Genomic DNA, 14,439 nt, shown 5'->3' on the forward strand with positions numbered 1-14,439 from the left:
AAATTATTGCCGAAAGTGCGGCAGGTACACTGCATTTATTTCTATCGATGAGGCCAGAGCATTCCTGCGAACGGATAGACTTCGCGCACTGAAGTTCATCAATTATTGCAAGATCCACAACCGAACAAATGAGGTCGGTGAGCCAGACATATGTCTAAGTTCGGTGGTTGATAAATAAGCATCGTTACAGCGTTCTCATGAAACAGTCTTAAGAACTAAAGTTCAAAAACCTGGGGAATAGTTAGTGGCGTTTTGCCGCGGAATTTAAAAGTGACCCATCTAAGGGCAGATTAGTTAATAGGAGTAAACGAAAATAATGAATAAAAGGAAACCTAATATGCGACCAGCGATCTGGTCATTTATGCTATTGCTCATATCTGGATTGAGCTCCTTTTCTGCACCGATCGTCAGAACCGCTGCCGGTGCCAATGCGGCGGCGATACAATCTGCTGTTGATGCATTTCGAAATGACCTTGGCGGCGTTAACAACGGTGTAGGCGGATCATTCAAAACAGGCCGCCGCGAGATCAATTGGGATGGCGTCCCGATAAATTTTTCATCCCCTAATAACCTGCCTCCGGACTTCTTTAACTCGAATTCTCCCCGGGGTGCAGTATTTACAACACCTTGCGGCAACGCATTGTTTCGCGTCAGCGCAAATTCTACGACCGGCACCCCAGTTCGCTTTGGCGAAATCGATCCAAGTTATACAAATACATTTACGACGTTTTCTCAACAAAAACTATTTACCAATCTCGCAGGAGATGCAGCTCCCGGATGCAATATTACGACGATCAGATTTTTCATTCCGGGGACAAATATCCCCGCGACTGTCAGCGGATTCGGTGTAGTATTTACCGATGTTGATGTCCAGGGATCGGCACGGATGACTTTTTTTGATGATCGGGGAAATCTGATGTCGCTTACGTCTGCACAGCCGGCCGCCTTTGATGGCGGGCTGAGTTTTATCGGTATTTCCTACAATGCCGGCGAACGGATAGCAGAGGTTCAGATCCAAAGCGGCACAAGGCGATTAGCGCCAGGAAATCTGGATGGATCAAGCATCGGCAACGACTTAGTTGTAATGGACGATTTTATCTATGGGGAACCGCGTGCATCACAGTTTCATTCGGGAGATTTTGATGGCGATGGATTTGCGGATCCGGCCGTATTTCGACCGAGTACAGGAACTTGGTTCATTTTGAATAGCGGAACTAACACGGTCGATATAGCCCAGTTCGGACAGAATGGAGACATTCCCCTTAACGGAGACTTCGACGGTGACAGGTTGGCCGATATCGCAATATTCAGGCCGAGCGACGGCGGCTGGTCAATACGAAGGAGTTCAGACGGGACGTTTATCACCCAAGCATTTGGGCAGGCAGGTGATAGGCCCGTTCCCGGGGATTATGATAAGGATGGCATAACCGACCTTGCGATCTGGAGACCGAGCAGCGGCAACTATTTTGTGGTTAGAAGCAGCGATAATAGAACAAGCTTCTTCGGCTTTCCGTTTGGCACCAATGGAGATATACCTATCTTAGCCGCCCCTCAATAAGACAAATTTCAGCGGCGTTATGAGACGGCTGATCCCTCCGCCGTCTCTTTTTCTGCTTCATATTCGTTGTGTGGTTTAACTCTTTCAAAATACACGGTTTTCGGGTATTCTTTGCGAACGATGACCGAGATAACGATCACCCTGACCCTGCTCATATTGGCAATCGTTCTATTTGCGACGGAGAAATTGCCGGTTGACGTGGTAGGAATTCTCTTGGTGGTTGCTTTGATCCTCACCAATGTGCTTACGGTGCCGCAGGCCGTTGCCGGGTTTGGGAATGACATCATCATAACGATTGCCGGGCTTTTCATTCTAGTTGGCGGACTTATAAAGACCGGACTCGTGGACCTGATCGGCCGGCCAACGCAGCGTTTCTGCCGAGCGATACAGGACGGCATTGAGCGTCTCGGCCTGTTTTTCATCCTTTACAAGCTCCCATGGCTTCGCATCCGATATCATCTTGTCAATACGTGCGATCACTGCCCAGAGATCTTCAAGCGCCTGACTGAACTCAAAATTATCGAAACGCCGGATAAATTCGTCTCTCGCATGTTCAAGTACTGACACAATTTCGCCGCCGTCGGGGTCTAGGCCTGCACGCCGAGCGTGAATGTAGTTTTCCTCACTGATCTTTCCCGCAGGCAACTTGCCCTCACGGTATTTGTGGATCATGGAGACGGTCCTGCTGAGCAGATTGCCAAGGCCGCTCGCAAGATCGGCGTTCGCCCGTTCGATCAGAGCTTCATAGCTGAATTTGCCGTCTTGCCCGAAAACCATCTCACGCAAACAGAAATATCGGACGGCATCAGTCTGAAAATGCTTATGTAAAACATCAACTTCGATGACATTCCCCAGTGTTTTCCCCATCTTTCGGCCATCGGCATCCAGCCACATTCCGTGCGCATAGACGGTCTTTGGCAAGGGCAAACCGGCGGCGTTAAGAAAAGAGAACCAATAAACTGTGTGAAATCTGAGAATATCTTTGCCGACCAAATGCGTTGTGTTTGGCCAATATTTTTCGAATCCTGGTGCCCCTTCACGCTCGTTCCCGTAACCGAGCGCCGTTATATAGTTCGATAAGGCATCCAGCCAGACATACATCACATGGTCGTCGTCCCCAGGAACCGGTATGCCCCACGAAACCGATGTCTTTTCTCTACTTATTGAAAGATCTTGTAAACCTCCTTTTATGAATGAGATAACCTCATTGCGGCGAGATTCTGGTTTAAGTATCTCCGGGTTGTTTTCTATGGTTTGGAGAAGAAATTCATCGTAGTCAGAGAGCCGAAAGAACCAGCTCTCCTCCGAGACTCGGTCCAAGTCACGTTCATGAATAAGACACCTAGGAATCTCAGAACCTTCAGGCAGGAAATACTCATCGTTTAGTTTGAAGGCGGCACAAGGTGCGCAGAACCATCCTTCGTAAAAGCCCTTATATATCGTGTCGTTATCTTTAGGGGTCTTATTCTTCGCGATCTCACTCCATAAATACTGGACGCCTTGATAATGAAATGGCTCAGTTGTCCGCATAAAAATGTCATAACCGCCATTCTTAGGATCAAGGCTGAAGTCGGCAAACAATCTTTTTAACTCATTTGAGATAAGGTCAACCTGTTCGCGTGGAGAACGACCCGCCTTTTCGGCTGCACGCTGAATGTTTATGCCGTGCTCGTCGGTTCCGGTAAGAAAGAAAACGTCGAAGCCACGCTGCATCTTGTATCGATGTACCGCGTCGGCCACGATCGTCGTGTACAAATGTCCCAAATGCGGCAAGCTGTTGGCGTAATAGATCGGGGTTGTTATGTAGAAGGTGTCCATTCGAGAAAGAAAAGTGTAGCGTGCATGCCGGATTTTATCCACACGCTACACTTTAAGAGCTTCATTAAATTAGATCAGTTTCTCATCCGTTTCTTATCCGCCAGCGAAAATTCATCAGTATCCAAATATCGCGGCATCGTCGGCGAATTTGCGATCTTAAGAGCGATCGCCATCCCAAGCTCAGCATTCTGCACCATCGCGGAAGCATCCCACCAATCGTAATATTGATCTGACGGCTGGTGGTAATACTTTGCCGTGTAATTGCTGAAAAACTCTAATGCCGTACCGGTTAGCGGCGTTACAAAATCATCACCATGCCGCAGCGATATAGCGGGAATTCCAACCTTGGCGAAAGGAGAATGATCCGACCGGAAAAAGAATCCCTGTTCCGGACGCATATCGCCTTCAAGTGTCATATTCCTCTCTCTCGCAACCTCTTCCACAAATAAACCTATTGTAGAGCGCTCGGCTCCGAGAGCTGAGAAATCTTTTGTTCTGCCGAAAAAATTGACACCGTCGATATTCACATTTCCTGCGATCTTGTTGAGCGGGATCAGTGGATACTGTGCAAAATATTCTGCACCGAGAAGCCCTTGCTCTTCAGCCGCCGGAAACAGGATGTATATCGAGCGTTTTGGTTTCTGGGCCTTTGGCATCTTTGCGATAGCTTCACCAATACCAAGAACTGCCGAAACGCCTGAGGCATTATCATAGGCTCCATTATAAATGCGATCACCGGTGGCATCCGGCTCACCGATACCCAAATGGTCCCAGTGTGCCGTAAAGAGAACATACTCATTCTTCCTCTTCGGATCTGCTCCATCGATCTTGCCCACAATGTTTGGAGATTCGAATCTGGTTACGTCAGCTTTGAGATCTATCTTCACACGCAAGCCGGTTTTGATGGGCTTGAAATTCCGCGTTCCTGCCTTCAACCGCATTCCCTCAAAGTCTAACCCAGCCTTCTCCATAACGGACTTTGCCATTCCATCGGTCATCCAACTCATCAGCGCCAAAAACGGCGTTTTGTCACCTGCTGAACGCTCGATCTCCGAACGAGAACCGCCAAACGATGTTCGAACCACATTCCAGCCATAACCCGCCGACTCGGTTGTGTGGATCAAAATAACTCCGGCCGCTCCGCGTCTGGCGGCCTCTTCATATTTGTACGTCCAACGTCCGTAATAGGTCAGTGCCCTGCCTCCGAATAGATTAGGCTCCTCGGCTGTTGCAGGTGGATCATTCACCATTATTATTAGAACTTTACCGCGATAATCTTCGGCGGGACCGCTATAATCGTTCCAGTTATAAAGCGGAGCATCGATGCCATATCCCATAAACACAACTTCGGCATCAATTGAGACGTTTGAGGTTTGTGAACCAGTGGTTGCAACAAAATCCTCACCGAATCTGAAGCTCCGTGGCTCGCCGCGTCCAGTAAAGGTCATTGGTGTGGCCGGATCTGCCTTTATGCCGACCATCTTTACATTCTGATAGTAACTCTTGCCGTTTCCAGGTTTTATCTTTGCGGCTTTCATTTGGCCCACGATATACTCTGCGGCCCGCATACTTCCCGGAGTTCCGGGCCCACGCCCCTCAAAGTCATCAGCTGACAGTCTTTTTACACGCTCCCTGATCTTTACAGGATCTATTAGGGACTCATAAGTCTGTCCGCGATGGTCAACGATGAGCAATCCAACCAAAAGAAGAAACAACAAAAATGTCTTTTTCATAGGTTTCCTGAAGTGATGAATCAATTGTCTGAGAGCGACAGTTAAAGTAAGTTCGCAGACCTATTATCCCTTGATCAGGGCCATTGCTTCCGCACGAGTTCGCGGATCCTTTCTGAAGCCGCCGAGTACCGCCGACGTAATCGTTTTCGAACCCGGTTTCTTCACGCCGCGAAGCGTCATACAAGTATGCTCTGCCTCGACCACAACCATAACCCCAAGCGGCTCAAGCTCTTCAAATAGAGTCTTTGCGATCTGTTGAGTCATCCGTTCCTGCACCTGTAATCGCCGAGCAAAAATTTCCGCGATTCGTGCCAACTTTGAAAGTCCGACGATCCTTCCCTCTTTTGGGATGTATGCAATATGACACTTGCCAACAAAAGGTGCCAGATGATGCTCGCAGACCGAGGCGATCGCTATATCCTTCACCAGGACCATTTCGTCATGCGAATCACCTGGAAGAGGCATGATGTGCTCCTTTGGGTCTTGCCACATTCCTTCTGTAAGCTCAACGTAGAAATCCGCTACCCTTTCAGGTGTTTTCTTCAATCCATCGCGATCCGGGTCTTCACCAATCCCTTCAAGGATCAATTTAACCCCTGCCGCGATCTTTTCCGGATCGACCGATCCATTTGATCTGTCAGTCATATGCTTGATCTATGCTTCGAGTTTAACGGTTTTTATCGAAAATTTGAAAGCGTCTGTGAGACGAATGCCTCGATTACTACGCGTTTTGGTATAGGAGGTTTCGAACAATGCTACGCACATATCTGAGGAAAACATACATTTCCATATCTTGCATATCTTTACTTTTTACAGGCGCTTACCAGGCCTTTCCTAACATTTTGATTAAGTTTCCTCCGGGTAAGAATGAGGTAACTGTCAGCGGGCGGATCGGAGCTGCACGGAAGGTATGTTACTTTGTTATCGGTAAAACGGGTCAAAGTCTCAGGGCATCGGTAAGCTCCCGTAATGGATTTGTATCGATATTCGAAAGCGGCGAAAAAGACTACGAATATGTTCTTGACGTTCCCGGTAAAGCCTCCGTTTGTGTTGATAACCTCGGACGTGCTACTACATTTTCTCTAACAATCTCGATGAAGTAACGATCTCGTTTTCATTTCACTTTTTCCAGAGCGTATAATTACGGTTTTTAGTTTGATCGAAATTTAACTGTAATGACGCTTCTTGAGATCCAAAACCTTCTTCGCGACAGGGTTCGTGAAACCGCCGTTAGAACCTTTTCTATTGACCTAGGTGAGATCGCGTCCGAGATACCGCCAAAGACCGAACTCGGCGACCTTGCGTTTCCCGTTGCCTTTGAGCTGGCAAAGCTTATAAAACAGCAAACCGGGGAAAAACAGAATCCTCGAGCCATTGCTGAAGTTATCAAAACAGAACTTGAATCTTTTGATTTTGTCGATCGCGTCGAAATAGCGGGACCGGGCTATTTGAACATTTTCTTCGACCGAGCATTATTTCTTTTGGAAAACTTGGATTCCGAGCCTATTTCCATATGTGATGCTTCTGGGCCGAAGGTCTGTGTAGAACATACCTCGGTAAATCCGAATAAGGCAGCTCATATTGGCCACGTTCGAAATTCGGTTCTTGGCGACACGTTTCAGCGAATACTTAAAGCCACGGGAAAGCGCGTGGAAGTCCAGAACTACATTGATAATACCGGTGTTCAAGTTGCTGACGTAGTGGTTGGTTTTGTTTACCTCGAAAACCGCGATCTTTATGCAATAAAGACCTTGGATTCCGAGCTTTCTGAACAAGGCGTGAAGTTCGATTACTATTGCTGGGATCTTTATGCAAAAGTCGGGCAAGCATATCAGATCGACGAAGAACTGAAGGCAAAGCGGGCAGAGGTTCTTCACTTGATCGAAGAAGGCAACAATGACATTGCACGACTCGCAGATCATGTCGCCACTCGGAATGTTCAATGCATCACAGACACGATGGAGCGATTTGGTATTCGCTATGATCTGCTTCCGCGTGAGTCCGAAATACTTCATCTGAAATTCTGGGACCGAGCCTTCGAGCAAATGAAACAGCTAGGTGTTATCCATTACGAAACCGAAGGAAAGAATGCGGGATGCTGGGTGATGCCTTTCGAGGAACATACCGGGACAGACGATCACGAATCCGACAAGATACTTGTCAGGTCAAATGGAACCGTTACTTATACGGGAAAAGACATTGCCTATCAAATGTGGAAACTTGGGATTCTCGGAATGGACTTCCATTACAAAAGATTCCACAGATACGCAGACGGTAAGGAGTTATGGATAACCACCTCTGACGTCTCGGAAGCCGAGGGCGATCACCTGGAATTCGGTCACGGTGAAACGGTTTATAACGTTATCGACACTAGACAATCCTACCCTCAAGAGATAGTAAAAAAGGGTGTAGCGGCCATAGATCCGGTAAGGGGTGAGCTTGCGAGCGTTCATCTTTCTTATGAAATGGTCGCTCTTTCACCTGCAGCAGCAGCAGAATTAGGGTTTCAACTCTCTGAAGAGGATAAAGCGCGAACCTTTGTAGAAATGAGCGGCAGAAAAGGCCTTGGTGTAAAGGCTGATGATCTTCTGGACCGGCTCGAGGAAAAGGCCCTTGTTGAGGTAGAGGCTCGGCATCCGGCAATTCCGTCTGATGAAAAGAAGAAAATCGCGCACCAAATAGCTGTCGGAGCTCTTCGTTATTTTCTCCTTAAGTTCACCCGAAATACAGTGATCGTTTTTGATTTTAAGGAGGCTTTATCATTTGACGGAGAAACCGGCTGTTTCTGTCAATATTCCTGTGTCCGGGCTAATTCGATCTTTAGGAAATTAGAAGAAAGAGGCGAATCGCTTGAGACGATCAGGACAGGATTACAGGAACGCGAATCCGTTGCAAGAACATTTGCACACGAGGATGGCAAGGATATATGGGCTCTTCTATTGATGGCACTTCGTCTGGAGGAAACCCTTATATCGGCGGCAAGGACGAATGAGCCGGCGATTCTTACCAAGTACGCATTCAATCTAGCTAAATCATTTAATCTCTTCTACCACAACCATAAGATCATTCCCGAACCCGATGCAACGAAACGGGCGATCCTTATAACCGTGGCTGATCTGGTACGTAGGTCGCTAACTGCTGCCCTGGAAACAATGGGCATTGAAATTCCCGAAAAGATGTGATTGACAATTACTGGTTAACTTTGATAAAAAACAGAAAATGATTCAGCTCTCCAGTTTCAAAACCGTTAATTGTGCTTGGCGTCGCTGGCGTCGTCTTGCGGTTTTGTCTCTGATCCGTGAACCCATCTCTTGTCCCTAAGGTCAAAGGATAAAGTTCAACTCTCCGTTCCGAGCATTACCGCTAACCATTATGGTTGGCGGTTTTTATTTATGAGATCAAAAAATGTGGTAGATAAAAAAGTGAACGTGGTCCCGGTAGTTGAAACGTTACCGGCTGACCTCCTGACACCGTTGGCCGTTTATCTGAAGATCTCAGCCGATAGCAGAAGGTCTTTCCTTTTTGAATCTGTCGAAGGCGGAACCTCATTGGCACGATATTCTTTTGTCGGGTCCGATCCGCACATGCTCGTTCGCGGTAACGACCAATTGGTCATTACTGAAATAAAGGAAGAGATCCGGCATGAAGAAATATCTATCCTCAGCTATATACGCGAGCATTTTTCAACAAACCATCTGGCTTTAGATCCTGATCTGCCAAGCTTTTCAGGCGGAGCTATAGGCTCGTTTGGTTTCAACTGCTGCTCTTGGTTTGAACCCACTTTGAAAACCACCCTTACACCGACACCAGACGACGTAGAGCTTATGTTCTTTCGCACGATCGTTGCTTTTGATCATGCCAGGCAGCTGATCAAGATAATCTCATTGGTTTTTATAGACGAAGCATGTGGAAGTGAGGAAGCATTGAAGCAACTCTTCGATGCTGCCACAAAAAAGAACAGAGCGATTAAGAACAAACTTGAAGCCGATATCCTTAGACTTCCCTACAGCGGGAAATATGAGCATAACAAGGCGATCCGATCAAATTTCACAAGAGAACAGTTCGAAGACTCTGTCAATGAGATAAAGAAACAAATCGCAGCCGGAAATGTATATCAGGTGGTTATATCGCAAAGATTTGAAAGAAGAACTAACGTCTCACCTATAAGTATTTACCGTGCCATAAGAAGATTAGATCCGTCGCCTTATATGTTTTTGATAATGAATGGAAGAGGAGCTCTGATCGGTGCTTCTCCTGAAATGTTGGTCAAGTGCAAAGGAGAAGAATTGGAATACAGACCGATTGCCGGAACACGTAAGCGAGGTAAGACAAAAAACGAGGACATAAAACTTTCTGAGGAAATGCTAAATGACCCCAAAGAGGTTGCGGAACATTTAATGCTTGTTGATCTTGGACGAAATGACCTTGGTCGCGTTGCAAAATACGGCAGCGTACAAGTGAAGAAGCTGATGAGCGTTGAAAAATATTCACACGTTCAACATCTGGTCAGTTCTTTGACGGCAGATCTACGCGAAGACTTAGATCGTTTTGACGCGCTGACCTCATGTTTCCCCGCAGGTACTGTTTCAGGTGCACCAAAGATCCGCGCAATAGAACTGATCAGCAAATTCGAACCGACCGATCGCGGTTTATATGCAGGGAGCATAGGATACTTTGATTATTCCGGCAATATGGATACGTGTATCGCAATAAGAACAATGCATTTGGAAAATGGAATCGCTCGTATTCAAGCAGGTGCAGGAATCGTAGCAGATTCTGATCCTTCCACTGAATATCAGGAAACTGTCAACAAAGCATCCGCATTACTTGGTGCAATTGATATTGCTGAAGCCCAATACGCCAATGATCAGGAAGTTGCGGTCTAAAGAGGAAATTGTGGTAACGAACATCCTTACCAAAATAACGGCAGATCTTCAGTCAGGCCAATCGATCGATGATAACAATGCTGAGGAGTTTCTGGATGCCTTGATCAGCGAAACAGAGCAGAAACCCATTGCGGAGCTCCTAAGAGCTTGGCATTACAAGGGAATCACTTCTGATGAGATCTATTTAGTGGCCAGCATACTTCGGAGACGAATGAATCGTGTAAATTCAAAACATAAGACATTTGTGGACATCGTCGGCACAGGAGCAAGTAAGAGCAAAACATTCAATGTTTCAACTGCAGCCGCATTCGTGGTAGCCGGGGCAGACGTACCAGTTGCAAAGCACGGTAACAAGGCTGCCACAAGCAATTCAGGAAGTGCAGATGTTTTAGCTGAGCTAGGAATTGATCCTGCGACTGATAGAGATACTGCCGAAGAAAATCTGCACAAGATAAATATTTGCTTTATGTTCGCCCCAAAATATCATCATCTGTCATCGACCTTAGCAACAGTACGCCGAAATCTTGGATTCCCCACCATCTTTAACTGCGTTGGCCCACTCTGTAATCCGGCATCTGCGCCACATCAATTGATCGGCGTATGGGATAAAGAATTGGTCCCAAAGATGGCTACAGCCCTTTCACGATTAGGAACGAAAAAGTCATGGATAGTCCATGGCGAGGATGGACTGGATGAGATCTCTATCACCGGCCCCACCTATGTTGCTCAAATAAATGGAACAAATATTCGCGAATTCCAGATCGAACCCAGCGATTATTTTTTAAGGTCTGGTTCTGTTTCAGATCTTTCGGTCACAAATCCATATGAAAGTGCGCAAATTATACGGCGAATACTGCGTAATGAAATGGCTGGCACCTCGGCCGAATCAATTGTGCTGATCAATTCAATGGCAGCACTTTGCTTAACAGGTAGAGCACGAACCATCAAAGACAGTTTCGCCATTGCAACCAGAAGCATCAGAGATGGCTACGCAATGAATAAGTTTGAACAGCTGGTGTCTGGCACAAATAAACAAAATAGACACAAGATCTAAATGAATACAATTTTGGATAGGATAATTCTAGACAAACGAAGAAGACTCGAGTCCACAAAGGCGGTTTGCAGTGTCGAAAAGATCCGGCAGGCTGCAGAGCGGAATGTAACCATTACCTTTCCATTCCGGCATGCGATCGGTGCTGCAGGTCCAAGGATCATAGCAGAATTTAAACGTGCCTCGCCTTCAAAAGGAATAATCAATGATCGTACCAACCCAATGGAAATGGCAAAAAAGTATCAGTCCGGCGGTGCGGCTGCGATCTCTGTACTAACTGAAGAGGATCACTTTCTAGGCTCTGTCAAGGATCTGGATCCGATCAGAAATGTAACGGCACTTCCCATACTCTTAAAAGATTTTGTGATCGACAATTACCAGATTTATGAAGCCGCAAGAATAGGTGCAAGTGCCATACTGCTGATCGCATCGATCTTATCCTACAAAAGCTTGGAAAGCTTTCAGAGTTTAGCTCATTCATTGGGCCTTGACGTTGTCATTGAAGTTCATGATCCCACGGAAATGATGGTTGCGATCGATACTGGCGCAAAGATGATTGGCGTCAACAATCGAAACCTTAAAACTTTTGAAGTCTCGCTTGATGTTTCACGGCAGCTGATCGAAATGAGGCCAGAAGGCACGCTAATGATCTCCGAAAGCGGTATTTCAAGTTCTGGTGATATAGCTGAGCTTCACTCGCTTGGCTACGATGCATTTTTGATCGGCGAAAAACTGATGCTCAGCAACGACCCGTCTGCCGAACTGAGGAGGCTATATGGTGAGGGTTAAAATATGTGGGATCACCAATCTTAAGGATGCTATTTCTGCTATTGAATACGGGGCAGATGAGATTGGTTTTAATTTCTTTCCCATGAGCAAACGATCCATCTCTCCGAAAGAGGCTCGAAAAATAGTGAATATGCTGCCCTCAAATATTCAAAAAGTAGGAGTGTTTGTTAATGCTCCTATTCATTTTATATCAGATCAGATATCTTTCGTCGGTTTGGATTCTATCCAGCTACATGGGGATGAATCGTCTAACTATCTGGCTATCTTACGTCAGAAAACTGATAAAAAAATAATTAGAGCGATCCGCATAGCCTCAAATACAAAATTGACGAGCATAATATGTTCCGAGGCCGACTATGTTTTACTCGATACCGCTTCAACAGGTTCTTATGGCGGCTCAGGTAAAAGTTTTGACTGGGCGATCGCAGATCGTGCAACTGAGCTCTTTCCTTACCTGTATTTGGCAGGCGGATTAACGACTGAGAATGTGGTCCGCGCCATCCGAACCGTACGGCCCTACGCGGTTGATGTTGCAAGCGGTGTTGAATCGTCACCAGGTATGAAAGACACAGAAAAAATGAAAACATTCATTCAAAAGGCAAAAAATGCATGAGAATTTACGAACCAGATGACCAAGGTTATTGGGGCGAATATGGTGGACGCTTTGTTCCCGAGACTCTTATTGCTCCACTCGATGAACTTACTGAGGCCTATTTTACATATAGAACTGACGCGTCATTTCAAAGCGAGTACATAGCTTTGCTTCATGATTTCGCTGGTCGCCCAACCCCACTATATTTTGCTGAACGTCTTACGAAAAAATTGAATGGGGCGAAGATCTACCTAAAGCGTGAAGATATAAATCATACGGGAGCCCACAAGATAAATAATTGTATCGGACAAGTATTACTCGCCAGGAGAATGGGGAAGCGACGAATAATTGCCGAAACGGGTGCGGGGCAACACGGGGTGGCTACTGCAGCCGTGTGCGCTCGAGCCGGCATTCAATGTGTTATCTACATGGGCTCCGAAGACATGCGGAGACAGGAATTGAATGTGCGTCGAATGCAGCTTCTGGGGGCCGAAGTTCTCGAGGTCAATTCAGGCTCTCAAACACTTAAAGATGCGATAAATGAAGCATTGCGTGATTGGGTAACAAATGTGGCTGACACCTATTATCTTCTTGGATCAGCTCTCGGACCGCACCCATATCCACTGATGGTACGCGATTTTCAAAGCATAATCGGCCGAGAAGTACGATCTCAGATACTAGAGAAAGAAGGCCGTTCACCCGATCTCTTGATCGCATGTGTGGGGGGCGGATCCAATTCCATCGGATTATTCTATGAATTTTTAGGTGATCCAAAAGTGCGAATGATAGGGGTCGAAGCCGGGGGGATTGGTAATGCATCCGGCCAGCATGCCGCAAGATTTTCATTTGATCACTCCATCGGTGTATTGCAAGGCACAAAAAGTTACTTGTTACAAGACTTACATGGACAGATATCTACCACACACTCGATCTCAGCCGGACTTGATTATGCATCTGTCGGGCCAGAGCACGCGTTTTTACATGATAGAGGAAGGGTTGAATATACATCAGCTACAGATGATGAAACATTAGATGCATTTAGGTTCCTGTCGGCAACGGAAGGCATAATTCCTGCTCTTGAATCGGCCCACGCTATAGCCCACCTCATCAAGATCGCGGGCAAAATGCCGAAAGATTCCATCATTATTTGTAATCTTTCAGGTCGTGGCGATAAAGATGTAGATAGAGTCACAAATGAATAGGATCGGACAAAAATTCAAAGAACTTAGACAGTATAAGCGAAAAGGTTTTATCCCTTTCATAACCGCTGGGGATCCAGATATCGAAACCTCAAAACAGATCGTGATCGGATTGGCGAGACTGGGAGCCGACATTATAGAACTCGGGATCCCTTTCACCGATCCAATGGCTGATGGCCCAACCATACAGGCTTCGTCAAAACGCGCACTGGAACAGAGAATAAACTTACATAAGATCCTACAGATGGTAAAGGAAATCCGGTTAGAAACAGATACCCCCATAGTGCTTTTCAGCTATCTGAATCCTATTCTTAAATTCGGTTATCAACAATTTTCTGAAAAGGCTTCGGAGGCTGGGGTAGACGGACTGCTCGTAACTGATGCAGTTGATCATACAGCTTTGGAGATAGCAAGCATATTAAGGGCTAACGGGCTCGATCTTATCTCGCTTGTTGCTCCGACCACTAGTGACAAGCGTCTAAAAACTATCACAGCAAACGCCGGAGGTTTTATTTATGCGGTTTCCAGGGTCGGGATAACAGGAGTGCAGAATGAAACTAGCAAGTCAGCACAGGTACTTGTTGAAAGGATACGGGCATATACAGATCTGCCGATAGCCGTTGGATTCGGCATTTCAACACAAACACAGATAGAGGAAACTTGGGAATATGCCGATGCCGCAGTAGTGGGTTCAGCTATCGTTGAGGAGATTGAACGATCACTTGGACATATCGATCTTGTTAAACAGGTTGTCCAATTTACCAAGACACTCGTACCACCTGTTGCAATCAGACAGACCAAAACCTAAAGTTT

12 protein-coding genes and 1 pseudogene are annotated in these 14,439 nt (G+C 46.3%); 10 read left to right on the forward strand and 3 right to left on the reverse strand.

What is annotated here, in order from left to right; all coding sequences use genetic code 11:
* The first annotated feature begins 337 nt into the window (after positions 1-337).
* Positions 338-1,558 carry an FG-GAP repeat domain-containing protein gene (locus JVX88_RS01460; protein WP_211625084.1) on the forward strand — a complete coding sequence of 407 codons (1,221 nt, stop codon included), beginning with the start codon at positions 338-340 and terminating at the stop codon, positions 1,556-1,558.
* 120 nt (positions 1,559-1,678) lie between these two features.
* A pseudogene (locus JVX88_RS43820) lies at positions 1,679-1,879 on the forward strand (SLC13 family permease); the annotation flags it as partial.
* Here the strand turns inward: JVX88_RS43820 and metG are convergent.
* The 3 genes from metG to folE form a co-directional block, all read right to left on the reverse strand.
* On the reverse strand, positions 1,871-3,376 hold the full coding sequence (gene metG / locus JVX88_RS01470) for a methionine--tRNA ligase (protein WP_211625086.1): 1,506 nt from the start codon (positions 3,374-3,376) through the stop codon (positions 1,871-1,873). The pseudogene JVX88_RS43820 and the gene metG sit on opposite strands and share 9 nt — an antisense overlap.
* Before the next feature lie 74 nt (positions 3,377-3,450).
* Complete coding sequence (locus JVX88_RS01475; protein WP_211625088.1) at positions 3,451-5,109, reverse strand: M28 family peptidase; 1,659 nt, start codon at positions 5,107-5,109, stop codon at positions 3,451-3,453.
* Positions 5,110-5,172: 63 nt separating this feature from the next.
* Positions 5,173-5,754, reverse strand: a complete 582-nt coding sequence (gene folE / locus JVX88_RS01480) for a GTP cyclohydrolase I FolE (protein ID WP_211625090.1) — start codon at positions 5,752-5,754, stop codon at positions 5,173-5,175.
* A gap of 197 nt (positions 5,755-5,951) precedes the next feature.
* Here folE and JVX88_RS01485 point away from each other — a divergent pair, with 197 nt between their 5' ends.
* The 8 genes from JVX88_RS01485 (at position 5,952) to trpA (ending at position 14,434) form a co-directional block, all read left to right on the forward strand.
* A complete protein-coding gene (locus JVX88_RS01485; protein WP_211625092.1) occupies positions 5,952-6,212 on the forward strand; it encodes a hypothetical protein in 261 nt (86 codons plus the stop codon).
* Between the two features lie 72 nt (positions 6,213-6,284).
* On the forward strand, positions 6,285-8,291 hold the full coding sequence (locus JVX88_RS01490; protein WP_211625094.1) for an arginine--tRNA ligase: 2,007 nt from the start codon (positions 6,285-6,287) through the stop codon (positions 8,289-8,291).
* Positions 8,292-8,501: 210 nt separating this feature from the next.
* Entirely contained in the window at positions 8,502-9,995 is a 1,494-nt protein-coding gene (locus tag JVX88_RS01495) for an anthranilate synthase component I family protein (protein ID WP_211625096.1), read from the forward strand.
* Positions 9,996-10,005: 10 nt separating this feature from the next.
* Entirely contained in the window at positions 10,006-11,049 is a 1,044-nt protein-coding gene (trpD, locus tag JVX88_RS01500) for an anthranilate phosphoribosyltransferase (protein WP_211625098.1), read from the forward strand.
* A complete protein-coding gene (gene trpC, locus JVX88_RS01505; RefSeq protein WP_211625100.1) occupies positions 11,050-11,835 on the forward strand; it encodes an indole-3-glycerol phosphate synthase TrpC in 786 nt (261 codons plus the stop codon).
* Positions 11,822-12,448 (forward strand): phosphoribosylanthranilate isomerase, encoded by a 627-nt coding sequence (locus JVX88_RS01510; protein WP_211625102.1) that lies wholly within the window; start codon positions 11,822-11,824, stop codon positions 12,446-12,448. The genes trpC and JVX88_RS01510 overlap by 14 nt, the downstream gene beginning before the upstream one ends.
* Positions 12,445-13,629 (forward strand): tryptophan synthase subunit beta, encoded by a 1,185-nt coding sequence (trpB, locus tag JVX88_RS01515; RefSeq protein WP_211625104.1) that lies wholly within the window; start codon positions 12,445-12,447, stop codon positions 13,627-13,629. Before JVX88_RS01510 ends, trpB begins: the two co-directional genes overlap by 4 nt.
* Positions 13,622-14,434 carry a tryptophan synthase subunit alpha gene (gene trpA / locus JVX88_RS01520; RefSeq protein ID WP_211625106.1) on the forward strand — a complete coding sequence of 271 codons (813 nt, stop codon included), beginning with the start codon at positions 13,622-13,624 and terminating at the stop codon, positions 14,432-14,434. Before trpB ends, trpA begins: the two co-directional genes overlap by 8 nt.
* Positions 14,435-14,439 lie beyond the last annotated feature (5 nt).

It is taken from the genome of Leptolyngbya sp. 7M (assembly GCF_018128485.1).